This is a genomic window from Leucobacter fengyongliangi (assembly GCF_050971685.1).
Classification (GTDB): Bacteria; Actinomycetota; Actinomycetes; order Actinomycetales; family Microbacteriaceae; genus Leucobacter.
Map to the genome: position 1 here is coordinate 71706 of NZ_JBPCEU010000012.1, position 24156 is coordinate 95861.

General features: G+C 65.3%; 19 protein-coding genes. 8 read left to right on the forward strand and 11 right to left on the reverse strand.

The window, feature by feature from the left end:
- Positions 1 to 13 precede the first annotated feature (13 nt).
- Positions 14 to 3541 carry an ATP-dependent helicase gene (locus ACR0R4_RS10075; protein ID WP_433647267.1) on the reverse strand — a complete coding sequence of 1176 codons (3528 nt, stop codon included), beginning with the start codon at positions 3539 to 3541 and terminating at the stop codon, positions 14 to 16.
- Complete coding sequence (locus ACR0R4_RS10080) at positions 3538 to 6774, reverse strand: PD-(D/E)XK nuclease family protein (RefSeq protein WP_433647268.1); 3237 nt, start codon at positions 6772 to 6774, stop codon at positions 3538 to 3540. The genes ACR0R4_RS10075 and ACR0R4_RS10080 overlap by 4 nt, the downstream gene beginning before the upstream one ends.
- A gap of 180 nt (positions 6775 to 6954) precedes the next feature.
- Here ACR0R4_RS10080 and ACR0R4_RS10085 point away from each other — a divergent pair, with 180 nt between their 5' ends.
- The gene (locus ACR0R4_RS10085) at positions 6955 to 7179 is read left to right on the forward strand and encodes a DUF3107 domain-containing protein (protein WP_433647269.1); all 225 of its coding nucleotides are present in this window, start codon (positions 6955 to 6957) and stop codon (positions 7177 to 7179) included.
- 12 nt (positions 7180 to 7191) lie between these two features.
- On the opposite strand, the gene ACR0R4_RS10090 is transcribed toward ACR0R4_RS10085, so the two are convergent.
- The 3 genes from ACR0R4_RS10090 to ACR0R4_RS10100 are packed head-to-tail and all read right to left on the reverse strand — an operon-like array spanning position 7192 to position 10194.
- On the reverse strand, positions 7192 to 8265 hold the full coding sequence (locus ACR0R4_RS10090; RefSeq protein ID WP_433647270.1) for an EAL domain-containing protein: 1074 nt from the start codon (positions 8263 to 8265) through the stop codon (positions 7192 to 7194).
- Positions 8266 to 8274: 9 nt separating this feature from the next.
- Positions 8275 to 9450: a methyltransferase domain-containing protein gene (locus ACR0R4_RS10095; RefSeq protein ID WP_433647271.1), complete on the reverse strand. Its 1176-nt coding sequence runs from the start codon at positions 9448 to 9450 to the stop codon at positions 8275 to 8277.
- A 24-nt stretch (positions 9451 to 9474) separates the two neighbouring features.
- Entirely contained in the window at positions 9475 to 10194 is a 720-nt protein-coding gene (locus ACR0R4_RS10100) for a ferritin-like fold-containing protein (protein WP_433647272.1), read from the reverse strand.
- 166 nt (positions 10195 to 10360) lie between these two features.
- On the opposite strand from ACR0R4_RS10100, the gene ACR0R4_RS10105 reads away from it, so the two are divergent.
- A complete protein-coding gene (locus ACR0R4_RS10105) occupies positions 10361 to 11962 on the forward strand; it encodes a DEAD/DEAH box helicase (protein ID WP_433647273.1) in 1602 nt (533 codons plus the stop codon).
- Between the two features lie 144 nt (positions 11963 to 12106).
- Here ACR0R4_RS10105 and ACR0R4_RS10110 read toward each other — a convergent pair whose 3' ends face one another.
- Positions 12107 to 12979 (reverse strand): PHP domain-containing protein, encoded by an 873-nt coding sequence (locus ACR0R4_RS10110; protein WP_433647274.1) that lies wholly within the window; start codon positions 12977 to 12979, stop codon positions 12107 to 12109.
- A 48-nt stretch (positions 12980 to 13027) separates the two neighbouring features.
- Here ACR0R4_RS10110 and ACR0R4_RS10115 point away from each other — a divergent pair, with 48 nt between their 5' ends.
- A complete protein-coding gene (locus ACR0R4_RS10115) occupies positions 13028 to 14497 on the forward strand; it encodes an aminopeptidase P family protein (protein ID WP_433647275.1) in 1470 nt (489 codons plus the stop codon).
- A gap of 162 nt (positions 14498 to 14659) precedes the next feature.
- Positions 14660 to 15013: a histone-like nucleoid-structuring protein Lsr2 gene (locus ACR0R4_RS10120; RefSeq protein WP_433647276.1), complete on the forward strand. Its 354-nt coding sequence runs from the start codon at positions 14660 to 14662 to the stop codon at positions 15011 to 15013.
- Here ACR0R4_RS10120 and ACR0R4_RS10125 read toward each other — a convergent pair.
- On the reverse strand, positions 15010 to 15507 hold the full coding sequence (locus tag ACR0R4_RS10125) for a YflT domain-containing protein (protein ID WP_433647277.1): 498 nt from the start codon (positions 15505 to 15507) through the stop codon (positions 15010 to 15012). The genes ACR0R4_RS10120 and ACR0R4_RS10125 overlap by 4 nt on opposite strands.
- Before the next feature lie 338 nt (positions 15508 to 15845).
- On the reverse strand, positions 15846 to 17654 hold the full coding sequence (locus tag ACR0R4_RS10130) for an HNH endonuclease signature motif containing protein (RefSeq protein WP_433647278.1): 1809 nt from the start codon (positions 17652 to 17654) through the stop codon (positions 15846 to 15848).
- A gap of 208 nt (positions 17655 to 17862) precedes the next feature.
- Here ACR0R4_RS10130 and ACR0R4_RS10135 point away from each other — a divergent pair, with 208 nt between their 5' ends.
- The 3 genes from ACR0R4_RS10135 to ACR0R4_RS10145 are packed head-to-tail and all read left to right on the forward strand — an operon-like array spanning position 17863 to position 20961.
- Positions 17863 to 19122: a magnesium transporter MgtE N-terminal domain-containing protein gene (locus ACR0R4_RS10135; RefSeq protein WP_433647279.1), complete on the forward strand. Its 1260-nt coding sequence runs from the start codon at positions 17863 to 17865 to the stop codon at positions 19120 to 19122.
- A complete protein-coding gene (locus tag ACR0R4_RS10140; RefSeq protein ID WP_433647280.1) occupies positions 19119 to 19793 on the forward strand; it encodes a DUF1003 domain-containing protein in 675 nt (224 codons plus the stop codon). The genes ACR0R4_RS10135 and ACR0R4_RS10140 overlap by 4 nt, the downstream gene beginning before the upstream one ends.
- Complete coding sequence (locus tag ACR0R4_RS10145) at positions 19777 to 20961, forward strand: Mrp/NBP35 family ATP-binding protein (RefSeq protein WP_433647313.1); 1185 nt, start codon at positions 19777 to 19779, stop codon at positions 20959 to 20961. Before ACR0R4_RS10140 ends, ACR0R4_RS10145 begins: the two co-directional genes overlap by 17 nt.
- A 9-nt stretch (positions 20962 to 20970) precedes the next feature.
- Here the strand turns inward: ACR0R4_RS10145 and ACR0R4_RS10150 are convergent, their stop codons facing one another.
- Both ACR0R4_RS10150 and ACR0R4_RS10155 read right to left on the reverse strand, forming a co-directional pair.
- On the reverse strand, positions 20971 to 22716 hold the full coding sequence (locus ACR0R4_RS10150) for a putative bifunctional diguanylate cyclase/phosphodiesterase (RefSeq protein ID WP_433647281.1): 1746 nt from the start codon (positions 22714 to 22716) through the stop codon (positions 20971 to 20973).
- The gene (locus tag ACR0R4_RS10155; protein WP_433647314.1) at positions 22713 to 23138 is read right to left on the reverse strand and encodes a twin-arginine translocase TatA/TatE family subunit; all 426 of its coding nucleotides are present in this window, start codon (positions 23136 to 23138) and stop codon (positions 22713 to 22715) included. The genes ACR0R4_RS10150 and ACR0R4_RS10155 overlap by 4 nt, the downstream gene beginning before the upstream one ends.
- Before the next feature lie 122 nt (positions 23139 to 23260).
- Between ACR0R4_RS10155 and ACR0R4_RS10160 the strand changes: the two genes are divergently transcribed.
- A complete protein-coding gene (locus ACR0R4_RS10160) occupies positions 23261 to 23893 on the forward strand; it encodes an O-methyltransferase (RefSeq protein ID WP_433647282.1) in 633 nt (210 codons plus the stop codon).
- 88 nt (positions 23894 to 23981) lie between these two features.
- Here the strand turns inward: ACR0R4_RS10160 and ACR0R4_RS10165 are convergent, their stop codons facing one another.
- Positions 23982 to 24152 (reverse strand): DUF3117 domain-containing protein, encoded by a 171-nt coding sequence (locus ACR0R4_RS10165; RefSeq protein WP_433647283.1) that lies wholly within the window; start codon positions 24150 to 24152, stop codon positions 23982 to 23984.
- Positions 24153 to 24156: the final 4 nt, after the last annotated feature.

Here is a 24156-nt window from a genome sequence, read left to right on the forward strand (position 1 = left end):
GAAAAGCCCGCGGCTATGCCTCCCCGTGCAGTGACTCTGCGGCGGCCAGCCACAGTTGTTCGAGTTCAGCAAGGGAACGGTTGCCCTCGCCACGCAACTCCTGCCCCTCTGCAACGTAAAACAGGGTGACATCGATGCGCGCGGGATCGATGCCAGCCCATTGCGCGTAGGCGTGCCGATACAGGTCGAGCTGCAGGAAGCGCGAGCGGCGCTCCGCGTCGTTCTTTGGCGGGCGTCCGGACTTCCAATCGACGACCTCGACCCGAGCGTCCGTTCCCTCGCCGGTTGCGTACACCGCGTCAAGCTTGCAGACGAGTCGTCTGCCCGCGAACGGAATCGATACCTCGAGTTCGACGGCGATCGGCTGACGATCAGCAAAGCGTGAGCGCTCGAACTGCTCGATCAGTGGCTGCAGTTCGGGTTCTCCATCAAACTCGAGTCGCGAGAGATCGTCGGTTTCCGGATCAAACCCCCACAGCGGCACCGCCGTGCCCAGGCTCGTGGTCACGCGACGTTCGACCCACTCGTGGAAACGGTTTCCGGTGCGGGTACGCCGATAGGGTCGCATCGGCACCGGGCGGATCCTGCGCCGCTCGGCCTCCGCGGGATGTTCGATGAACTCGTGGAAGGTCGATGCGGTGAGTCGTTCAGCGTTCGCTGGCTGAACCGCGTCCCGGGTGGCAGCATCGCGCTCGGCAAGCAGGAGTTCCACCGTGGGCTCCACGCCAGCTCCGTGTTGCGGCGGACGAGACTCCGCCGGCTCCTCGAGCGCCCGTTCGAGCGTCGCCGCCGCGGTGAGCACCGCCTCCGCGCGCGCGCCCAGCGGATCCAGTGGCCACTCCGCCGTTCGTTCGGGCCGGTCGAGGGGGTCCTCCTCGTGCGCACTCTGCACAGGAAGCCCCGTGATGACCCCCGCGTCAGCGAGCTCGGTGAGGAAGGTCGAAGGACCGCGCGGGGTTTTCGTTCCGCCCCAAAACGATCCGGTGAGGAGCAGCCGGGAGGCCGCGCGGGTCACCGCGACGTAAGCGAGGCGACGTTCTTCCTCCTGGCTGCGTTCGGCAAGGAGCTCTTTATACCCGGGCACGGGCTCGGTGGACCCGTCACCCTTCCCGCGGGTACCCATGATGCGCTCTCGCAACTCCGCCTGGGTCGTGGCGATGCGCCAGTCGAGTTTTGGCCGCGCGGCGGCATCCCCTCGAAGCTCGTCAGGAATCTTCCCGGGGCGCAGCCACCCCAGGCCTTCCTTGGGCGAGCCGGGAAACTCACTCTCGACGAGTCGCGGCACCGCCACCAGGTCCCACTCAAGCCCCTTGGCACCGTGGCCCGTGATGAGGTGCACCGTGCCAGGCTCGGGTTCGGGAACGTGTTCGGCGGCCTGATCGAGCTCGGTGAGACGTTCGAGCCACGCCAACACCGAGGCGAGGGTGCCGTGCTTGTCGGTCGAGAGAAACACCTCGATGAGGTCGGTGAAGGCATCGAGATTTGCGCGGGCAAGCGCACCGCCCGCGTACCCCGTGCGCTCATTCGCCTCGAGTTCGATGTCGATCCGCAACTCGTATTCGACCGCACGCAGCAGACCCGGAATGTCGCGCCCAACCGCCTGTCGCAGGCGCCGCAACACCTGACCCGCCTCACGAATACGTTCCTTCCCCACCTCGCTGATGCGCGCAAGAGCGACGTGGTCGAGCCGCTTCATCGAGCTGATTTCATCGACCGCATCGAGCAGGGTGAACTGCCGATCCGGGTCGGGAAGCGCCTGTTCGCCCCGCAGGTCTTCCTCGCTCAGCGGTTGCTGGCCGGTGTCTCGCTTCGCGAACCAGCTCGCGGCGTGGCGCAGGCCCGCGAGGTCCGCAGCGCCGACGCGAAACCTGGGGCTTGCGAGAAGCCGTATGAGGTCTGAACCCGCATCTGCAAACCACACGCAGCGCAGCGCGCACACCACCTCGGTCACCTCGGGTGTGGTGAGGAGCCCCCCGAGACCGACGATGCGATTGGGCACCCCCGCCCGCGTGAGCGCGTCGGAAACGGCCGGCATCCACTTGCGAGCGCGCATCACCACGGCCGCAGTCGCGGGAGTTCCGGTGCGTTGCAGGTGCTCGGCGCGGGCATCTCGCATCCAGGTCGCGAGCTGCTCGAATTCCTCGTCAAGCGTCTCGGGAAACCGCCACTCCACCGCAGTGTGCGCCTTCGCTCGGAGGTCACCTGCACCAGCACTAGCACTGGCACTGGCACTGGCACTGGCACCGACTGCCGTGCCAGTCTTCGGTCCGAGATGCTCTTCCTTCGAGCGGAGCCGCGGCACATCGACCGGCGTGGTCGCGGTCAGCGGTGCCGAGATCGTGTTCGCTACCTTCAGCACCTCGCTCGGGTTGCGCCAGCTCACCGAGAGGCTGAGCGTCGCGGCCTCCGCAGCTGGGGCCCCGGGTCGGCGAAAGTCGCGAAGGAACGACCGCAGATTGTCTGCCGAGGCCCCGCGGAAGCCATAGATCGATTGGTGCGGATCGCCAACGGCCATCACCGAGGTTCCGGCGTAAAGCATCGACAGCAATCGTGTCTGGCCCACCGAAGTGTCTTGCACTTCGTCAAGCAGCACGACCGGGGTGCGCTGCCGAAGTTGGACCGTCGCCTTGGGGAAGCGCTGGAGGGTCTCGACAGCGAGGGCTAGCTGGTCGGAGAACTCGATCAGCCCACGCCGTCGCTTCTCCTCGGCGAACACCCGCGCGAGCCGGAGCGCGATCTGCGTGCCGCGCATGTTCTTCAGAATGTCTCGAATTTCGGCGTAGAGCTTGTGTGCACCTGTCGACTTGTCGTTATAGGGCAGCGAGCCCACCCGCTCGAACTCGGTGATCACCTGGGCGACGAGGTCGAATGACGTGAGGTTGTCTGAGACCGCGTGGTCGAGTTCGATGACCCGGCCCACCACTTGCGCAATGGAATCGCCCGACGACACCAGTTCGGGGTCGGTGCTCGCGCACACCACGTCGCGCGCGATGCGCCACGCGGTGGCCTCGTCGATGACGGTGGCCGAGGAGGCGATCCCGGCGAGTGCTCCGAACTCCTGCACGACACCCGACGCGAAGGCGTTGTAGGTACTCACGTCAGGCAGGTCGAGGCCATCGCCGAGCACCTCCGCGAGCGCCTGGGCCCGATCCACCTCTGTAGCACTGAGTCGGCCCCGTTGGCCGGCATCGATCAGCCGCTCGGTGAACGTCGCGAGCCGCCCCGCGATGCGCTCACCCAACTCTCCGGCCGCCTTACGGGTGAACGTGAGGCCGAGGATCTGCGAGGGGTCAGCAAAACCGTTCGCAACGAGCCAGACCACTCGGTTGGCCATCGTCTCGGTCTTGCCGCTGCCGGCGCCGGCGATCACGAGGGCGGTGCCGCCGAGAGGATGCTCGATGATCGTCGTCTGCTCTGCGGTGGGGATGATCACGGTATGGCCCGGACCTGCCATAATTTCGGCCACTCGCGCAGCCGAGAATACGGGCACGGGCATGCGTGCGGGAGTCTCCATCTTGGAGTTGGGGCTCTGATCGCTCATGCGTGGCTCACCGCCGGAATCACGTGAAGCCTGCACGCCCCCCCGAGTGCATGCGGGTCGCTGCAGTGATGTTCGACGCGAGCCACGAATGTACCCGCGGCCATCACCTCCGCCACCGCGGCCACGCGCTCCCTGAACACGCGCTGCCCCTCGGTATCGAGCAGGGGCTGCGTCGGCTGACGAAAGGTGCTGCCCGCCTCCGCCCCCCTGGTGGTGCGCACATCCGGGTGCACGAACAGCAGCCTCGCGCCTCCGTTCACCGTGCTGGCAGCCGAAATCTCACCCTCGATATCAAACGCGTGGTGGATCAGCCCCAACTGATAGGCCTGCAACTGTGCGTGCGTGGGAAGCTCTGGGCCCGAGGGCATCGTGGCGCCGGTCTTGAGGTCGACCACCGAGATCTCGACCCTTCCATCTGCGAGTTCACGCGCCTCGAGCCGATCGGCGACACCCACGATGCGGGCACGATCGATCTCCAGTCGGAGCTTTGCTTCACGCCCGACGACCACCCGATTCGAACCCTCGAACTCAGCAAGGTAGTCGGCAAGCCCGCGGGCCATCTCTTTCACGAGCTCCATCTTTCGCTCCGCCTCCCATTCGGCCTCGAATACGAGACCACCCCACTCGGCGGCCACCACCTCGACCAGCTCCTCAGCACTGACCGCACCATCCGCCGTCTCCAGCGCACGGTGCAGCAGGGTGCCGATTCCCTGGCTCACGCCAGTACCGCCTCCCCCGAGCGTCGAAATCGCCCAGTCGAGCGGACACCGCTCGGCATCTTCGAGCCGCGAGGGGCTCACCGAAACGAACGCCTCGGGGTCGCCGGCAAGATCAACCAGCGGCCGCTCGGTACTCGGGGGGCTCACGCCATACCATTCCGTCGGGTGTGCGCCGGAGGCACCCGCGCGGGCGAGCGCTACGAGAGAACGAAGCGCTACTTCATCGCCTGAGTCAGCGGTCAGTCGACGTCGCATCTCGGCCACCGCACCTCGCAGGGTCAACCTGGTGCTCGGCAGGGGCCCCGCGACCGCGTAATCGCGGCCGAGGCCGAAAAAGGCGCTGGGGTGGTGATCCTCATCGGAAATTGCGACGGCGAGCAGTTCGTGGCGGGCCCGTGCACAGGTGTGCACGAGGAGCCGAAGTTCATCGTGCAGGGTGTCTTTGCGAGAAGGTGCCGCGGCCACCTCTCCGCGCAACCATCGTTCCAGCGCGATCACGCCGAGTAGCGAGCCGCGGGATCGCAGGTTGGGCCACGATCCCTCCTGCGGCCCGAGCACGCACACCACACCGAATTCGCGACCGATGACACCCTGAGGTGTGGTCACCGTCACCACGTCGCGCTCGCTCCGAGCTGCGAGCGAGTCTTTGGGCACCGAACTCACAAGCAGCTCTCGCAGCAGGTCGGAGACGGGGAGATTGCTGTCCTGCTCCTCGTGTCGCTGCAGCGCAAAAAAGAGACCAAGCACGGCGTCGAGCGAACGGTGGGCCTCGTCCGCGCGCGAGCCACGACCTTCGAGCGCCTCATTCTGCAGTGAGGCGGCGAGGCCCGTTCCGTGCCAAATCTCCCACAACACCTCTCGCGGGGTTCCGCCCCGCTCGGCCGCCACCCGCGCCGCCGAGAGCAGCGCGCCGAGACGTCCGAGACTTCGGCCTGCGCGCGAGTCGACGACCGGGGCACTGCTCGGAGCGGCGCAGGCCTGCGCGACGAGTTCCTCGACGGAGACCGGAGGCCGTTCCTCGGCACGCGCGCGCCGATTTTCCTGCAGTCGAAGCTCACCCCGGAGTCGACGCAGCGCGATGGGGTCGAGCCCGCCGATCACACCACCCAGCAGATCGAGCAGGTGTCGTGGCGTGAGCGATTCAAAACCAAGCGCGTGTTGCAAGATCAGGATGAGTTCGCGCACGAGCTGGGAATCTCGCAGCACGACTCCGCCGGCGGCTACGCTCGTCGGCACCTGGTGCCCGGCAAGCACACGCGCGGTGCGGATCACTTCACCCCTGCTGCGGCAAATCACGGCCATGTCGCTCCATGCCATCGGCATCTCAGCATCGAGGCCCAGCCGCCTGCGGCGCAGCCGATGCGCGATGACACCCAGCTGCTCGGCCGACGAGGCGACCGTCGCAAACTGCACGCTGCCCCCAGGCCCTGCGAGCTCCGCAGCGTCAGTTCGCGGGGCGGCCCCCGCCTCCCGCTGCTGGCCGACACCCGCGGTGCCGACCCGGGCGCTCACCTGCTGCACGAATGTTCTGAGCACCTGACCCTGCCGATGGACGCGTGTGAGAATCACCAGTTGTTCGGTGAGTCCGGTGGGCAACGCCGGAGCGCCGCGCCGCTCAAGCTCAGCGCTCACCCCCGCGAGCATTCGCACCCGCTCGCCGTGGAACGCGCCCGTGGAGATGTCGGGGTCTCCGAATGACCAGACGCGAGCGCCCCGCCTCACGAGGGCGGCCAGAAGCGCAAGCTCTCCTTCCCCGAGCTCCTGCGCATCGTCGACCAGGACCAATCGCGGCACCGCGACGTTCTGCTGCGACACCAGCGCGCCAGCGGCCACACGCATCAACTCGCTGGAAGACAGCTCGTCGGGCCGTGTGGCCCGCAAATGCGCATTCACCGCGGCCACCAGTTCGCACGCGACGAGCCAATGTTCGGCAAGCTCGGGGTCGGGCAACAGCGTGTGGGCGCCCCCACCCTCCCGAAGCGCACGCCGCAACCTGGTGGCAAGTTCTTCCGGGTGGATCGCGAAGTCGTCGAGCACCCTTGACACCTCGCGCACCTCAGCGCGGAACGACTCACCCCGCAGCACATCAGGGTGGAGCACCCCCGCCTGAAGCATCGACGGCGTCTCGCCTCCCGCGGCGAGCGCAGCCTCGACGATGAGCGCGACCGCCTCGTCGTGAGCCGTGCCCGTCAGCAGCCTCGGCGGTGTGCGCCCCTCGGTCGCGGCGATCCGCTGCAGCAGCGCAAACGCGAACGATGTCGCGGTGCGCGCGGGTGTGCCCCCGAGCGGCCCTTCAATGCGACGTTCGAGTCTGCCGCGGAGGCCCGCGGCCACCTCGCGATTGGCCCCCCAGACCCAGATGTCATGTTCGCCCCAGCCCGGCAGTTCGAGCAGGCGCGCGACCGCTTCCACGAGCACCTCGGTCTTGCCGCTGCCCGGTGCGCCGAGCACACGCGCGTGTCGGGCCGGGTCGAGCGAAAGCACAAGCTGCTGGGAGGGATCGAGCGTGACCATGCCGCCAGCTTAGGGCGACCCTCCGACACCGACTGCGCGCGGTTTCGGCATGGTCTGCGCTCATGGCGAACGAATAGCCCGATCCACCATCTGCGAACATGCAACGCCGTAGACTCAAGGCACAGCTTGTAGCGCCCACGCGCGAACGGTTTCAGACGTCATTCACCCCAGGAGGCACCCGTGGAAGTTCGTATCGGCATCACCCACTCCCCTCGCGAACTGAGCTTCGAGTCGAACGTCGCAGTCGCCGAACTGCAGGAACTCGTGGGGAAGGCCATCTCAGGCAGCGAGCCGCTCGTGACCTTCACCGATTCCAAGGGCAAGCACTACCTCGTCGCCACCGCCGCGATCGCCTACGTCGAGCTCGGCTCAGATTCAGGTCGTCGCGTGGGGTTCGTCAACTAGCCCAGCTACCCGTTATTCGGGCATCCTCACCGTTGCTACTGGTACCTCTTCGGGTTTCCCGAAGAGGTACCCCTGCATCAGGTCAACGTCTCTCTCGCGCAGATAACGGTATTCTTCGAGCGTCTCAATCCCCTCGGCGAGAATGCTGAGGCCGATCTTCTTGCCGTTCTCGATGAACACGTCGAGCAGTTCCTGTTTGTGCGGATGGAGATGGATGTCGCGAATGACCTCCATGTCAATTTTCATGTAGTCGGGTCGGAGCTGCAGGAGCGTTCCCACATCGGAGAACCCGCTACCGATGTCATCGAGCGCGGTGGAATATCCCTTGTCGCGATAGTAATCAAGAATGCGGTTGAGGTGGCCGAAGTCCTCCACCTTCTCGGTCTCAACGACTTCGAACACCACCTGCTCGGAATCGAGCCCTTCCTCGGCGAGCACGCGCGCCGTCGTCTGCAAACAGAGTGTTGGCTCGTAGATTGCCGTGGGCACGAAGTTGATGAAAATTTTCCGGGTGATCCCCTGCCGAGCCGCGGCACGCAGGGAAGCCTCGCGACACGCGCGATCGAGGTAGAAGAGCAGATCCATCGCCTTCGCCTGAGAGAACAGGCGGGCCGGGCTCATGATGCTGCCGTCGGGCAAGATGCCCCGACTCAGCGCCTCGTAGCCGTATATTTCGCCCGTCTCCGCCCGGATAATCGGCTGGAACAGGGTTTTGATGCGGGCCTCATCGATGATCGACACGACATCCTGGCCGTGCGCAATGATCTCCCACTCCGAGAGACTCTTCAGATTCCGGATCGCAGCGAAGCTCAATGCCTCGCCTCGTTGCAGCGGAAGAACCTTCACGTCTTTCTTCTCGACCGTGTTAAACACGGAGGAACTCAGGAACCCGAGAAAGCTCTCAAAGTCGACCGCAGGGACGAGCAATCCGCCGTCAACCCGGGAGAAGGAGTAGCCGTGTGCCGTGAGCTCCCGCTCGACGAGAACGAGGTGTCGATCCGTTGGCAGGTGAACGTAGACATCGGATTCGGAGAACACGAGCTTCGGGAGTTGCTCACACCCACTGCACACTAAACGCTTTGGCACAGTCTCTTCCTATCTGCTTTCGAGCAGGCACGCGACTTCGACATGCCGGGTATGCGGGAACATGTCGAAGACTCGCGCCTCCCGCACGACGTAAGCGGGCATGGCGGCGAGATCGCGCGCAAGGGACTCGGGATTGCAGCTCGAGTAGACAACGTGGGCCATGCCCGACCCCTCGATCCACGACGCGAGTTCATGTCCGATCCCGCGCCGGGGCGGGTTCACGATGAGCGTATCAGGCAGCTCGCCGGGTGCCGTGGCTAACGCAAATTCGGTTGCGTCGCCGGCCACAAAGCGTGCGTCGAGACCGGCTTCACCTGCGGATCGCGTCGCCGCGCTCACCGCGGCGGGGCTCAGCTCGACGCCCAGCACCTCGCGGCCGGGGCCCGCGCAGTGCAGAGCGAAGCCGCCAACACCGCAGTACAGATCCCACACCGAGGCGGGGCCGATCTCGTCGATCCACCCGGAGACCTGTGCGTAGAGTGCGCGCGCGACCGCGGTATTCGTCTGGAAGAAGCTCTGGGGCTGCAGGTGCAGGGTGACCGGTCCGAGTCGCATCGGCAGCGAGGTGCCGAACAGCATCTCTTCGCGCTCTCCCTCCAGCACCGCCCTATGTTCGGGCAGGAGATTCACCGAGATGACCGTTGCCCGCGGCAGGGCGCGGCGAATCGAGGCCAGCGCCGAGCGCAGCAGGGCAAGCCCGTGTTCACTGCGCACCACGAACCGCAGCATCAGCTCGCCGCCCCCATTTGCCAGTGGATCGGCTGGCGCCTCCGTGACGTGCACGAACTTGAGCTCACCGCGCCGCGCGGGCACGTCGTAGGGCTCGATGCCGAGCGCGTTCAACAACTCGGCGAGCGCCGGAAGCTCTGAGGCGATGCCAGGAGATTGGATCGCGCACTCGCGCAGATCAACGCCGCGGCCTTCTGGCCCGAGGATACCCAGCGTGACGTGGCCGGGGGCTCCCCCCACCACGAGCTTGGCGCGATTGCGAAACCCGCGATCGCCGCCGGAGAAGGGCTCGAGCCAGGCATCCTCGCGAATGGCGGGAAGAAGTGCGCGGCAACGCTCGAACTTCTCGGCAAGTTGCCTGGCATATGGAGTCTCAATGAGCGAACACGAGCGACACTCATCGGCGCGAAAGTAGCGGCACTGCAACTGCGGCTGATCCACCCCCGAAAACCCCACCGGCACTCCCTCGGTCGCGAACACCTAGGCGGTCAGACCCAGGCTGTCCATGCGCCTGGTGTGGTCTGCAATCAGTTCGGTGAAGACCGGCTCGACCTCACTCGCCACGAACTCTCGCTTCTCGCTCAGCGTGAGCACCGCGCGCGAGACGAGCAGCGTGTCGCCGACAAGCCTGCGGCCCCAGAGCGACAGGCGGTGGGCGATCGTCGGATCCGCGGCGATCTCAGAGGAAAGCAGCTCGGCCAGCTCGTCACGCCCGGTCGAATCGCGCAAAATCGACACGGCATCGGAGCGATAGCTGTCTTTCAGGCCCCCGGCGAGCGCCGCGAAGAACCCGTCGAAGAGCCCACCCACGAGGTAAATGGAGAGCACGTGTTGGTGCCAGTCGCGCACCTCAATGCGATCGATGTAGCTATCGATCACCTCGGTGAACGGCGTCATCACCTTATGCGGCTCGTGCCCGCGGCGCCGAAGTTCATCGGTGAGCTTCTGGTGTTTATGCAGACTCACCCCAGCCACGCGGGCGAGCACCTCTTTGGCTTGCAGGTTTGGTGCGCCAGCGACGGCCGTCGCAGAGGCCTCGTAGAGTTCGAGTTGCAGGTAGGCGGTCAGACCCAGAAACGGCAGAATTCCGGGGGCAAATTCCGCAAGCTCAACGCGCACCGCATCGACGTCACCGTTTCGCACACCTGACAAGCGCGCGGGCACCTTCGGCTTGCGCAGCCCCTTGATCCACTCGAACACTTGGCCAGTGTACCGGCGCATGCAGATGCCCACCGCATAGACTGGGGCAAGCAGGCGACTCTTTCTCTCGCCTGCACGTCATTTGGTGCCACTGCCGAGGAGCAGCGGCGCGCTACGCGTAGGGCTCAGTCAGCGCGTAGCAACAGCTCTACCGACAGGATCTCACGTGACCACGTTCTCTGAACTCGGCGTCGAACAAGACCTGGTCGACGCTTTGGCGTCTTCCGGCATCATCGACGCGTTTCCCATCCAAGTTGAAACTATTCCGCTTGCGCTCTCGGGCCAAGACATCATTGGGCAGGCCAAGACCGGCACCGGCAAGACCTTCGGGTTTGGCCTTCCGCTGCTGCAGCGCCTCGGCGATGCGCCCGGGCCCGGTGTGCAGGCCCTCGTGGTCGTACCGACCCGCGAGCTTGCGGTGCAGGTGTTCGAAGACCTCGAGCTCGCCGCCAAGGGCCGCGCGACCAAGATCGTGCCGATCTATGGCGGCAAGGCGTACGAAGGCCAGATCGATCAGCTGAAAGACGGCGCGCAGGTCGTCGTCGGCACCCCGGGTCGTCTGCTTGACCTCGCCGGCCAGCGCATCCTCGATCTCAAGAATGTGCGCGAAATGGTGCTCGATGAGGCCGACAAGATGCTCGACCTCGGCTTCCTCGCCGATATCGAAAAGCTGTTCGCGCAGACCCCACCGGTGCGCCACACCATGCTTTTCTCGGCCACGATGCCGGGCACGATCGTCGCGCTGGCTCGCCGCTTTATGAAAAACCCGATCCACATTCGCGCGACTGACCCCGACGAGGGGCAGATGCAGGCGAACATCGAGCACATCATCTACCGCGCGCACTCGCTCGACAAAGACGAGATCATCGGTCGCATTTTGCAGGCCGAGGGTCGCGGCAAGACCGTGATCTTCATGCGCACCAAGCGTGCCGCAGCGAGGCTGCAGGAAGAACTCACCGATCGCGGCTTCGCAGCGGTCAGCGTGCACGGCGACCTGAACCAGGAGCAGCGCGAGCGCGCGATGGCCGCGTTCAAGGCCGGCAAGAAAGAGATCCTCATCGCCACCGATGTCGCGGCTCGCGGCATCGACGTTGACGACGTGACGCACGTGATCAACCACACGGTGCCCGAAGACGAGAAGGCCTACCTGCACCGGGTGGGGCGCACGGGACGCGCTGGGCGCACCGGCATCGCGGTCACCTTCGTCGACTGGGACGATATGCACAAGTGGGCGCTCATTAACAACGCGCTCGAGTTTGGCATCCCCGAGCCGCGCGAGACCTACTCCTCCTCCCCGCACTTCATGGAGGAGTTGAAGATCCCCGAGGGCACCAAGGGCCGCCTCAAGGCGACGCCGATCAAGGAGCGCGCACCACGCAGCGACCAGGGTCGCAGCGGCTCCACTCGCGGCGGTTCAACTCGCAGCGGGTCGGCTCGCGGCGGGTCGGCTCGCGATGGTTCAGAAGATTCAGCAGGTCCGTCAGAGGGCGGATCAGGCTCCGCCAGTCGCACCCGTAGCCGCACGCGCAGCGCGAACCCAAAGGGGCGCGGTCGTCACGAGGCACACGGTCACGAGGGTCACGGTCACGACAGTGAGGGAACCGGCGAGCCCGGCGCGGATCGCGAAGCGATTCAGGCCATCGCCCTGGGCGAAGGCACCTCGACCTCGGCGCGCAGGCGCAGGCGTCGCCGCCGCAACACCGGTGCCGGAGAGGCACCCGCGAGCGGCACGAGTGAGGCGCAGGCCACTGAAAGCTCCGCCGAATAGGAAGAGCACCGAATAGGTAGAGCACCGAATAGGTAGAGCAGAGACTCGGGCACCGGCCCGAGGAGGTTCAGCGGGTCGGTCGCTTCCCGGCATTCCCGCTGAACCCTGCTTTGCGGCAGAGCGGACTGAACCGAACCGGGTCGGCTAGTGCGGCGCAGCGACCTGGGCGCGAATCGCGTCCCAGATCGCTGCCGGGCTCGTGTGTTCGCCGAGCCGGTTCGGCTTCCCCGCGCCGTGATAGTCGCTCGCCCCGGTGACGTGCAGCCCATGTGCATCGGCGAAGTCGGCAAGCACCGGGATCCACTCGCGTCGATTCTCGGGGTGGTCGAGCTCGATACCCCAAAGACCCGCCTCGACCAGAATCTCGAGTACCGACGGGTCGACCGCCCGACGGTGACGGCCCGCGGCCGGGTGCGCGAGCACGGCGACCCCCCCGGCATCGCGCACCATACGAATCGCTTCGACCGTGTCGATCGCGTAGGTGGGTAGGTAATATGCCGATCCCGGGTGCAGCACATCGGCGAAGGCTGCCGAGCGATCTGCGAAGTATCCCGCGTCCACGAGCGCGTCGGCAATGTGGGGTCGCCCCACGGTTCGCACTGACCCCTCTGCGTTCACCGATTCCCAGACGATGTCGAAATCCGCGGCGAGACGGCGCACCATCTCGCGCGCACGCCCTACCCGCGACTCACGCACCCGTGCGAGCGCGGCGGTGAGATCGTCGTGGCTCGGGTCGATCCCATAGGCCAACAGGTGAGTGGATCGGCCCTCGTGCTTCGTGGTGATCTCCATGCCGGGCAGAAACTCGAGACCCGCTGCGCTGGCCGCGACGCGCCCCTCCTCCCAGCCCTCGGTGGTGTCGTGGTCGGTGAGGGCGAAACCGCCAAGCCCGAGCGATGCCGCGAGGTGCGAGATCTCGGTCGGGGTCGTCGTGCCGTCGGAGTGCACGGAGTGCGTGTGGAGGTCGAAACGCATGGGCTGCGACGAAATCCCGTCAGCCCGCAACCGTGTGCTCATTCCCCCATCGTATTGTCTCTGGGTGCCACTTCAGCGACCAGTGGGAAGATGGAAGGCATGACGCACAGCGAGACCGAGGCAGCCACGCACGAGGCAACCACGCACGAGGCAGCCACTCACGAGGCAGAGATCGACAACAGCAGCCGGAGCACGACCCCGGGCGGGGAGGGATTTCTCGCCTACGTCATGTCTGGCTGGGCCGAGCGTAACGAGCAGCTTCCCACCGAGCGCCCGGCGGCAGGGTTTGCCGCGCGGCGACGTGCTGCCCTGGGAACCCAGTTCGTCGGTGAGCGGCTCGTGATCAAGGCGGGCGTCATGAAGCAGCGCTCAAACGACACGTTCTATCAGTTTCGAGCCCACAGCGCGTTCGCTCACCTCACGGGCTGGGGCAGCGATGCCGAGCCCGGCGCGATCCTCGTGCTCGACCCGGTGGCTGAGGCTGCATCAGATGGCGGATCGGCGCAGACCCACACCGCCACGCTGTACTTCCGCGAGAGCGCCGGCCGCGACACCGACGAGTTCTTCGCGAACTCCGAGATCGGAGAGTTCTGGATCGGGAACCGCCCCTCGCTCGCCCAGGTCGCGGCCGACCTTGGCCTCGCAACCGCACCGCTCGATGCCTTCGTCGACAACGACCATGATCGAACACTGGCTGACGCGGAGCTGGCGCGCGTGACATCCGAGATGCGGCTCGTGAAAGATGAGTTCGAGGTGAGCGAGCTGCGATCGGCCGTCGACGCGACCGCCCGCGGCTTTGATGACGTGCTCAGCGCCCTCGGCCGGGCCGCGCAGGCGCCCCGCGGTGAGCGCGTCGTCGAGGGCGTGTTCAACCAGCGCGCAAGACTTGAGGGCAACACCGTCGGGTACGAGACGATCGCGGCGGCAGGCGACCACGCGTGCACCCTGCACTGGGTGCGCAACGATGGCGAGGTGCGCGACGGCGAGCTGCTGCTGCTCGATGCCGGGGTGGAGATGGACAGCCTCTACACCGCTGACATTACGCGCACGGTGCCGATCTCGGGCACCTTCACCGAGGTGCAGCGCCGAGTGTACGAAGCGGTGCTCGAGGCGGCGGACGCGGCGCGAGCCATCGTGCGGCCCGGGATCCGCTTTGGTGATGTGCACGATGCTGCGATGCGCGTGATCGAGCGAAAGACCCGCGAGTGGGGATTGTTGCCCGCAGCCGCGACCGGCGACACCACCCCCTATCACCGCCGCTACATGGTGCACGGCACGAGCCACCACCTGGGACTTGACGTGCACGACTGCGCGCAGGCACGGCGAGAAATGTACCTTGACGGGATCGTGGAGGCGGGAATGGTGTTCACGATCGAGCCCGGGCTCTACTTCCAGCCCGACGATCTCACCGCCCCCGCCGAGTATCGCGGCATTGGGGTGCGCATCGAAGACGACATTCTTGTCACCGAAGACGGCAGCATCAATCTTTCTGCAGCGATTCCCCGCACTCCCGAGGCCGTCGAGGAATGGGTTCGCTCACGTCGCACACCCGGAGAGTAAATTCACTTCTGCGCATCAGGAGGAATGATTCGGTGAATCCGCGCGTGAATTCCGAGTTCCCTTATACTCATTCCTAATCTATGTATCCAACTCATCACCTGATGAGGCAATTCCGATACATTTTGCGACTTTCGCTCGAACGAATAAAATACAGGGTGTCTCATGGCAAAGCGAATTACTGAAATCCTCGTCGACGATCTCGACGGCACTGAAATTGTTCCGGGCGCGGGCCGCACTGTGAAGTTCGCCTTCGACGGTGTGGACTACGAGATCGATCTCACCGACGAGCACACCGATGAGATGCGTGCAGCATTGTCTAGCTATCTCGCTGCCGCACGCAAGGTCGGGAGTTCTTCTCGCGCCTCATCGCGCGCCGGAGTTCGCGCCAACTCGAGCGCCAGCGGGAGTGCCGATCTGAAGGGGGTACGTGCCTGGTTGCGCGCACAGGGCTTCGAGGTGTCTGACCGGGGCAGAATTCCGGCCGCGCTGCTCGCGAAATACGAGGCTGCGCACTAATCGTTGCTTCTCGCCAGAATTTCTCTCGCTTGATGCACCAAAGCGGGCGAAGCAATGAGGTCATATCTTGTCGCAACGAATTGCATAACTGAAGAAAAGTCTCTTCTATTTCGATTCATAGCATAAGAGAGCACGCCGAAAAGCATTCCGAATCCCGCGCCAATTGCTATCGCAGAAAGAAAGACGCCGAATATCGCCGAATTTTCCGGTTGAAAGATAAATAGCAGGAGACCGAGAAATAGGCCGAGATATGCACCGGAAAGCGCTCCCATGAGCGCAACGCGACCATAGGTGAGCTTTCCAGTGACTCGTTCCACACTGCGCACGTCATTCCCAAGTATCGAGACTTGATTCACGGGAAAGTCTGCACGCGCGAGGCGATCGACAGCGTGCATCGCGTCTGCGTAGTGATCGTAGGTGGAGATGACCTCACCTTTGGGCAGCTCGGGCATCTGCGGCAGGCGCCGCTTTGCACCGGGATTTGAATTGCTCATGCCGCGATTCTCCCACGCCGGCCCCACATTCCGGAGCAGGACAGGTGAAACAGGTGATCCTCGACTCGTAAAGCGCCAGATGCGGCGTTCGATGCGGGGCCAGATACAAGGCTTCGTTACGAAGCCAGATCCAGGGTTCGTTGGGGAGGCAAATACAGGGTTCGTTGCGACACAAAATGCAAACGCTGAGGTTCCAGCACACTGGCCCGAGTTGGTCCTTCCCCAATAATTCCGAGACTTGACTCTCATCAGGCAGGCTCGGTCATCGCACCGGCGGCGCTTCGTTAGTGCTACCGGAGCCCTTCGGAACCCTCAGATGACGCAGTTCTTCCACAGCCTTACCCCGGAGGCGATTCGGAACACTCAGTTGGTGCACTTCTCCCCTGGCCCGATTCTGGTGGCCGTTGCGGTGGCGCCGGCGATGTCGGTGCTGGTGGCGGTTGCTGCGGTGCTGGCGGTGGTGCCGGCTGTGGTGGCGGTGGTGGCGGCGGTGGCGGCGGTGGTGCCGGCTGTGGTGGCGGCGGTGGCGGCGGCGCCGATGCCGATGCCGATGCCGATGCCGACCCGGCATAGGCGTACTCGGGGCGGTCGGGATGATCCACCCCGAGGGGGCTCGTCCAGATCAGCGTGCCACCCGGTTCTTGCCGCACCGACCAGCGTGCCGTGTCCAGCAAGTCGGGATGTTTCAGCGCGTGGTGGCGTTTGCACATGAAAGCCTGATTCTCGAGACTGGTCTTCCCACCGTTCATCCACTCCACCGTGTGGTCAACATCGCAGAAGTGGGTCGGCATTCGACACCCTGGGAACCGGCAGTGCTGGTCTCGGGCCTCGAGCGTGCGCCGCATCGCTTCCGTGAGCCGATACCGGTCGGTGCTTGTCACCCCACCGTCTTCGTTGAGGCCCACACGGTTCCAGCCCGGCGCGACCGCGGAGAGCTGCCTCGCGGTGACCGCGTCGATCGGCCCGTACCCCGACAGGGTTGCATGCTCAGCGTGCTCCCCGGTGGGAAGCAACACCGTGATCGTCGGGGCAACACCCAAGATCCCGGCCCGATGCGTCGGAGCCCGCCCAACACGACCAGCACCAGCACCAGCATCAGCATCAGCATCAGCATCACCGTGACCCGCACCGCAACCCCCAGCACCACCGCCAGCACTACCGCCCGCACCCGCACCCGATTCGTCATCATCGGCGAGGCCCGCACACCGCTCCGCGTCGATCTCGCACGGGCTTCCGGTCACACCCGTGAGCAGCAAATCGGCGAAGATGTCGGCGCGAAGCTGATCCATGCCCCGCACATCCACATCAGGATCCGCGGCCCCCGTCGCACCGATCGCACGCTTCGTGGCGCGTGCACCCTGCGTCAGACGATCGAAAATGCCATACGCCAGCACCGCCGAGACCTCCGCCCCGATCTCCGCCATCCCGTCTTCAAGCTCCCGCACCCACACCCGACGGCACGCCACCGCCACCTCGTGGCGCACGTCGAGCGACACCGGGTTGAGCGATTCTGCGACCTGCCGCAACTTCGTACGCAACCTCCCCGGGGTGAGCTCGCCCGCAAGCTCCAGCGCCCGCGCCTCAAACCCGGCCCGCACCGTGGCGCCCTCGGCCCCGCCCGGCAGCTGCGCCCCCGCCGCGACGATCGCGCGCACATGCGCCGTGGTGATCTGCCCCACCCCCAACGCCGTCAACACGGTCGGGAACCGGGTCGCGAGATTCCATGCCTGCGAGCACTGCTCAAGCAATGCACGGTCACTCACCTGCACCCGGGTCGCGCACTCCGCAACGAACGACCGCAACACCACATCGTGAGTATCCGAAGCCCCCGGCGCCACCTCCTCGCGCACATGCTGCGACAGTGCGACGATCTTCGCGAGCGCCCGCGCCTGATCAGCCTCCGCCTCGGCCTTCCGCTTCGTCGCCGCGACCCAATCGTCACGGTACCCGGCGAGCAACACCAGATCGTAATCGTGGATCAGACCGGGCCCGCCAGGCTTCCCGCGCCCACCACGGCCCGCATTCGCGCCGCCACCCCCCGGGGCAACGAATCGCACCCGCGAGGCCCGCGCGTCACCCGCGCCGGGCGCCGAACCGGCAGCGCCAGCGGACCCGGCTTCGTCGCGAGTGAGATCATTTTCGAACATATGTACAGTCAACCAGGCACCACCGACATTCACGACCCGCGAGCACCGATTTGGGCCCAAAAAGCATCCCTCCCTCTCATTGAGCACCCGACAAAGCAAGCATGCCTCTCCCACTTGAATTCCGTAGGGAGGCAGCACGCGAAAACAACTTCGGCACACTGGGGTCTGGCCCAGTGAGTCAGCCAGGCAACCCGACTAGTCTTGACCTGTGAGCAGTTCGCGAATTTTCGTGCGTCGACTCGCCGGCCGGGGCGTATTCGATCCCGTCGGTGACCGCATCGGCAAGGTCCGTGACGTCCTCGTGGTCTACCGCGCAGCCGCGGCCCCCCGGGTCGTGGGGCTCATCGTTGAGATCCCGGGCAAACGTCGCGTATTTGTTCCGATCGGGCGCATCACGTCGATCGGTGCGGGCCAGATCATCGCCACCGGTCTCATCAATGTGCGCCGCTTCGAGCAGCGACTGGGTGAGACGCGCATGATCGCCGAGATGATGGGCCGCGAGGTGCACCTGGCGGATGTCGCCGGCGTCGCCACGATCGAAGACGCGGCGATCGATCGCACGCGCTCGGGCGAGTGGATCGTTTCCGAGGTGTTCGTGCGACTGCCCAAGCCGGCGGCCCCCTTCGCGCGCGGCGACTCCCGCATCGTGCGCTGGGCTGACTTACGACTCCCCACAGACTCGGCGAACGCCCAGTCGGCAGAATCTCTCATTCAGACCCTGGTCGATCTGAAACCCGCCGACCTTGCAGAGGCGCTCCTTGAACTACCGAACGCCCGCATGATCGAGGTCGTGACGGAATTGCCCGACAACCTGGTTGCCGATGCTCTCGAGGAAATGACCGAGACCGACCAACTTGCGATCCTCGGGCAAGTCTCGAACCACCGCGCCGCCGATGTTCTCGACGAAATGGAGCCTGACGACGCGGCCGACCTCATTGCCGCACTCCCCGCAGCCAAGGGCGAGGAACTCCTCGAACTCATGGAGCCCGAGGAAGCCAAAGACGTGCGGCGACTGCTCAAGTATCATTCCGACACCGCAGGTGGCCTCATGAGCCCGTCGCCGATAGTGCTCTCTGCCGAGTCGAGTGTCGCCGAGGGTCTGGCGATGATCCGCCGAACCGAAATTCCTGCGGCGATGGCATCCGCGGTCTATGTCACGCTCCCACCCTATGAGACCCCTACCGGCGAGTACGTTGGCATGGCTCACTTCCAGCGCATGCTGCGCTATCCGCCGCACGAGCGCATGTCTGCGCTCATCGACACCGAGATCGAACCGGTGTCGGTGCACGCCAGCGCAGCCGAGGTCGCGCGGCGCCTCGCCAGCTACAACCTGGTGGCGCTGCCCGTCATTGACGATCAACAACGACTGGTGGGTGTCGTGACCGTCGACGACGTACTTGATCATCTCCTTCCCGACGACTGGCGCCACGCGGTCGACGATACGCCGCTGCCCGGAGCGCACCGATGAATCCGGCAAGGCGCCGGGCCGCTCTCGACTCCCCGACCAGCCCGAACAGCCGCACCGAGCGCCGCTTTGGTCTGTTTCGCCGTGGCGACGGGGGCGGCAACGAACGCTTCGGCCGCTGGACCGAAGGCATCGCCCGCGGTATGGGTACGCCCTGGTTCTTGCTCGGCCTCACCGTGTTCGCATTGGCATGGCTCACCTGGAATACGATGTCGCCCGAGCCGTGGCGCTTCGATTCTGCAGCACTCGGTTTCACAGCGCTCACGCTGATTCTTTCCCTGCAGGCGTCGTACGCTGCCCCGATGATCCTGCTCGCGCAAAACCGCCAAGATGACCGGGACCGGGTGCAGATCGAACAAGATAGGCAGCGCGCCGAACGCGCCCTCGCCGACACAGAGTTCCTCGCGCGTGAGGTAGTTGCATTGCGGATCGCGCTCCGCGACCTTCCCGACCGCGACTTCGTGCGCGCCGAGCTCCGGGCGCTCCTGGCCGACCTCGAGCTGGAGCGCGAGATCGATCGCCAGGAACAGGCTACCGAGCGTTCTGCGCATGCAGACCAGGCCGAAGAGATCGGTACGGGTTTCCGAGAGCAGAACGACGACTCGCCGAAGAATGACACCGCAGATACCGCAGAGACTGAACCCGGCACAGGGATCGATGATCCACTTCGCTGATCGCTCGTCGGCCACTGCCACCGAGCAGGCAGTGTGGCGCGCGCTCGACGGCGTGCGGGATCCGGAAATCCTTCGCCCTATCACCGACCTCGGCATGGTACGCGGGGTCACCGTCGACGACTCGGGCATCGCCTCCGTCGGTATCTCGCTCACGATTGCCGGCTGCCCGGCAGCACAACGCATCGAGGCAGACACTCGAGCAGCGACACTCTCAGCCCCCGGCGTGACGGGCGCGCACATCGATGTCGATGTGATGTCGCCCGCTGCGCGCGCGGAGTTCACCGACCGAGTGCGTGGATCCCGCGCCCAGCGCGTGTCGCAGTTTGGTCCCGCCTCACTCACCCGAGTGATCGCCGTGACGAGCGGCAAGGGCGGCGTGGGAAAGTCATCGGTCACGGTCTCGCTCGCAACCGCGCTCGCTGCGCGTGGCCTTTCCGTCGGTCTCATTGATGCTGATGTGTTTGGCTTCTCTATTCCGTCGCTGATGGGCCTCAGCCACGACGGGCGGGTGGAGCAGCCGACCCGCGTCGACGATCTCATCCTGCCTCCCGTAGCTCACGGGGTGAAGGTCATCTCGATCGGAATGTTCCTGGGCGATTCCGACCCCCGGCAGACGGCCGTGTCGTGGCGAGGTCCGATGCTGCACCGCACGATTGAGCAGTTTCTTTGCGATGTGTGGTTTGGCGACCTCGACGTGCTGCTGCTCGATCTCCCGCCCGGCACCGGAGACGTGGCGATCAGCGTGGGCCAGCTGCTGCCGCAGGCCGAGGTGCTCGTCGTCACCACCCCGCAGGAGGCTGCGGCAGACGTTGCGGTGCGCAGCGCACTCGTCGCGAGGCAGACGGGGCAACGGGTGAGCGGCGTGATCGAGAACATGGCGGGCCTCGCGCAGCCAGACGGCACGGTGCTCGATCTGTTTGGTACCGGCGGGGGTAAGCTCGTTGCCGACCGCCTGAGTTCCGACGAACACGGAGTGGTACCGCTGCTCGGGAGCATCCCGCTCAGCGCCGAGTTTCGCGCCTCCGGAGATGCCGGTCAGCCGGCTGTGCTCGAGCTGCCGCACGACCCCGCCGCGCGCGAGCTCAACCGCATCGCCGGGGTGCTCGCCGCGCAGGGCCGCGGGCTCGCGGGCAAGCCCCTGGGCGTCTCGGTGCGCGACGCGCGCTGATCCGCTGCCTTAAGAGATCTGAGCAAGCGGCGCGGGCCGACCGAACAGGTACCCCTGAAACGAGTCGACGCCGAGTTCGCGCAGCAAGAGAAACTGCTCGCGCGTCTCGACCCCCTCGACCACAACCTTCAGTTGCATCACGTGGGCAAGATCAACGATCGCCTGCACGATTGCCGCGCCGTTGCTGTCTTCGGTGATGAGCAGCACGAATGAACGGTCGATCTTCAACTGATCGACCGGCAGCCGAACCAGGTAGCTCAGCGACGAGTGCCCGGTGCCGAAGTCGTCGAGGGCAACCTGCACCCCGGTCTCGCGCAGCTCATCGAGCACCTGAATCGAGCGCTCAATGTCGTCGTGCATCAGGCTCTCGGTCACCTCGACCTTGAGTCGATCCGCCGGCGCGCCGTGCCGGGCAAGCGCTGCGCGCACGGAATCGGGAAAGTTTCGTGGGTTGAGCTGTCGCTCGCTCACGTTCACCGACAGGGTCAGGTGCTGCCTCGCCTCGTCTTGTGCCCACTCGCCAAGTATCCGGCACGCCTCATGCAGCACCCACGTGCCCAGATCAACGATCAGCCCCGATTGCTCGGCCAGCGGAATGAACTCGCAAGGCGGCACGAGGCCTCGCTCGGGGTGCTGCCAGCGCACCAGGCCTTCGTACGCCTCGACCGTTCCTGCAATATCAACGATGGGTTGCAGATACAGTCGCAACTCATCGTGTGCGACGGCGTGACGGAGCTCGAGCAGCAGTTTGGTTCGATCGCGGATCTCCTCCACCATCTCGGGCTCAAACTTGCTGGGCTGATGCGTGCCGCGCGACATCGAAACACGTCGCCGCGCAATTTCTGCCTGCTGGTATACCTCCGCCCCGCTTTGGTTTTCACCACCGCCACACAGAGCAAACCCCACTCGCACCGCGGGCTCCAGCGAGAAGCCGAGATCGAGCCGAATCGTGGTGCCCACCTCGAACACGACCTGTTCTGCGAGGATCATCGCCTGCGCTTCGGCCTCTTCTCGGTCCTCGCCCAGCTGATCGAACATCAGCGCAAACCCCGCGTTGTCGATGCGCGCGACCTCGGCGGGTCGTGGCTGCATGCCAATTAAACGCTCTGCGGTGTGCAGCAGCAGCCGATCACCCTCCGGGTATCCGAACGCGTCGTTCAACACCCCGAGATCTTCGAGCGCCACCGTGACGAATGCCCGGTACCCCGTCGAACTCCCCGCTGTGCATTCGTTCAGGCGTTCAAGCATGGCGGTGCGGTTCAAGAGCCCGGTCAGTGGATCGCGGTATGCCAGATCACGCATACGTCTACTGGCCGCGTGGAGCTTGGTCGTGTCAGTGCGAAGCGCGATGTAGCGTTCGGGCTTGCCCCGCTGGTCGAGCATCGGCACAATCGTGGTGGCAACCCAATACTCGCTGCCGTCTTTCGCACGGTTGCACAGCTCGCGTTGCCACACGTTTCCGCGGCCGATGGTCGCCCACATCTCTTTCCAGAACTCACGCGGGTGGTGGCCCGAGTTCACGATGTTCTGCGGCGCTCCGATCAGCTCTTCGCGGGTGTATTTCGACAGCTCGACGAACTTGCTGTTCGCCTCAAGGATCACGCCGCGACGATCCGTGATGGCAACGATCGAGTGTGCATCGACTGCGGAACCCAGATCATCCAGGGTGCGCTGCAGAGAGGCGTTCTCTTCGAGCACACGCGAAATGGACTCGTTCGCCAGTGTTTCGGGATCGAGCATGGCGCTACCGGTCACGTAGCTTCCTCGTCGAAGTTGAGGGGACCACCCGGGTTGTCCTGAGAAAGTCCGCTGGCAGCGACTGCGCCCGTTACGTCTGACGCAGCCGCGACGGGGCCGCCGCCGATACGACGTGTCTGGCTCGCCTGCGCGGCACGGCTGCGCCTGGCCTCGGTCTGAGCTTCCTTCTGGTCTTCGAGCAGCGCGTCACGAATGATGCGTCTCGGGTCATACTGGCGCGGGTCGAGTTGCTTCCAATCGACCTCGTCAAACTCGGGGCCCATCTCGTCGCGAAGTCGATCCTTCGCGCCGTCGGCCATGCGCTTGACACTGCGTACCAGCTCTCCAAGTTTCTTCGCGTACATGGGCAAGCGCTCTGGACCCAACACGAACATGGCGATCACGAGGATCACCAGGATCTTGTCGATCGTCAAGCCCATGAAGCCATAGTAGTGCAGCGGGCCCACCCGATCCGACTCGGCCGCGCGCCGCCATCCCAGGCGCCAACGCGGGCGGTAACGTAGAGGCATTCGCACGACGAACACATCATCACGGAGGAACCTTGAGCCGGCTCGAACGCAATTGGCAGTACGCCGAGCAGTACCCCACTGAGTCTGAGGCTCAGGTACGCGCCCGTCGGCTGTCGCTCGAGATCGGTGTCGAGCCGGTGAGTCGTGCGGTGGCCGCCCAGCTCTCGGGCCTGGCCGCGGCGACCCGCGCGCGCGCCATTTGTGAGGTGGGCACGGGAGTGGGGTTGAGCGGCCTGTCGCTGCTGCGGTTCGTTCCCGAGGCAACCCTCACCTCAATCGAGATCGAGGCCGAGCATCTGCGCCAGGCCCGCACCGTGTTCGCTGAAGCCGGGGTGCCCTCAGCCCACCTGCGCCTGATTCAGGGCGATGCGCTGCAGGTGCTCCCCCGCTTGAATCTCGGCTCGTACGACCTGGTGCTCGTCGACGCAGACGCGGCCAATCTGCTCGACTGCTTCGAGCATGCACTACAGATCGTACGCCCCGGGGGCACCGTCTTGGTGCCGAATGCCTTCGCCCACGGCCGCGTGACCGATCCCGCCGCTCGCGACGAGGTGACCCAGAATATGCGCGACCTCCTCACGACCGTCGCTGAGTCGCCCGCTATCGCCCCGGTGCTTTCGCCTGCGGGTGACGGGTTGCTGATGCTCACGCGCATCGAGGTGTGACCGCGTTCTGAATGCTCACAGAGCCTCACGGAATCACGAAACCCCCGCCCACCGGGCAGGGGTTTCGTTCATATTTGGATCTTGTTATTTAGCCGTCGACGACAGCAGAAAGCACGTCGCGCAACTCCTTGGCCTCTGCATCATTGACAGAAACAACCAAACGGCCGCCGCCCTCAAGCGGAACCCGAACTACGATTACACGACTTTCTCGAACCGCTTCCATCGGGCCGTCGCCGGTCCTCGGTTTCATTGCCGCCATTGCA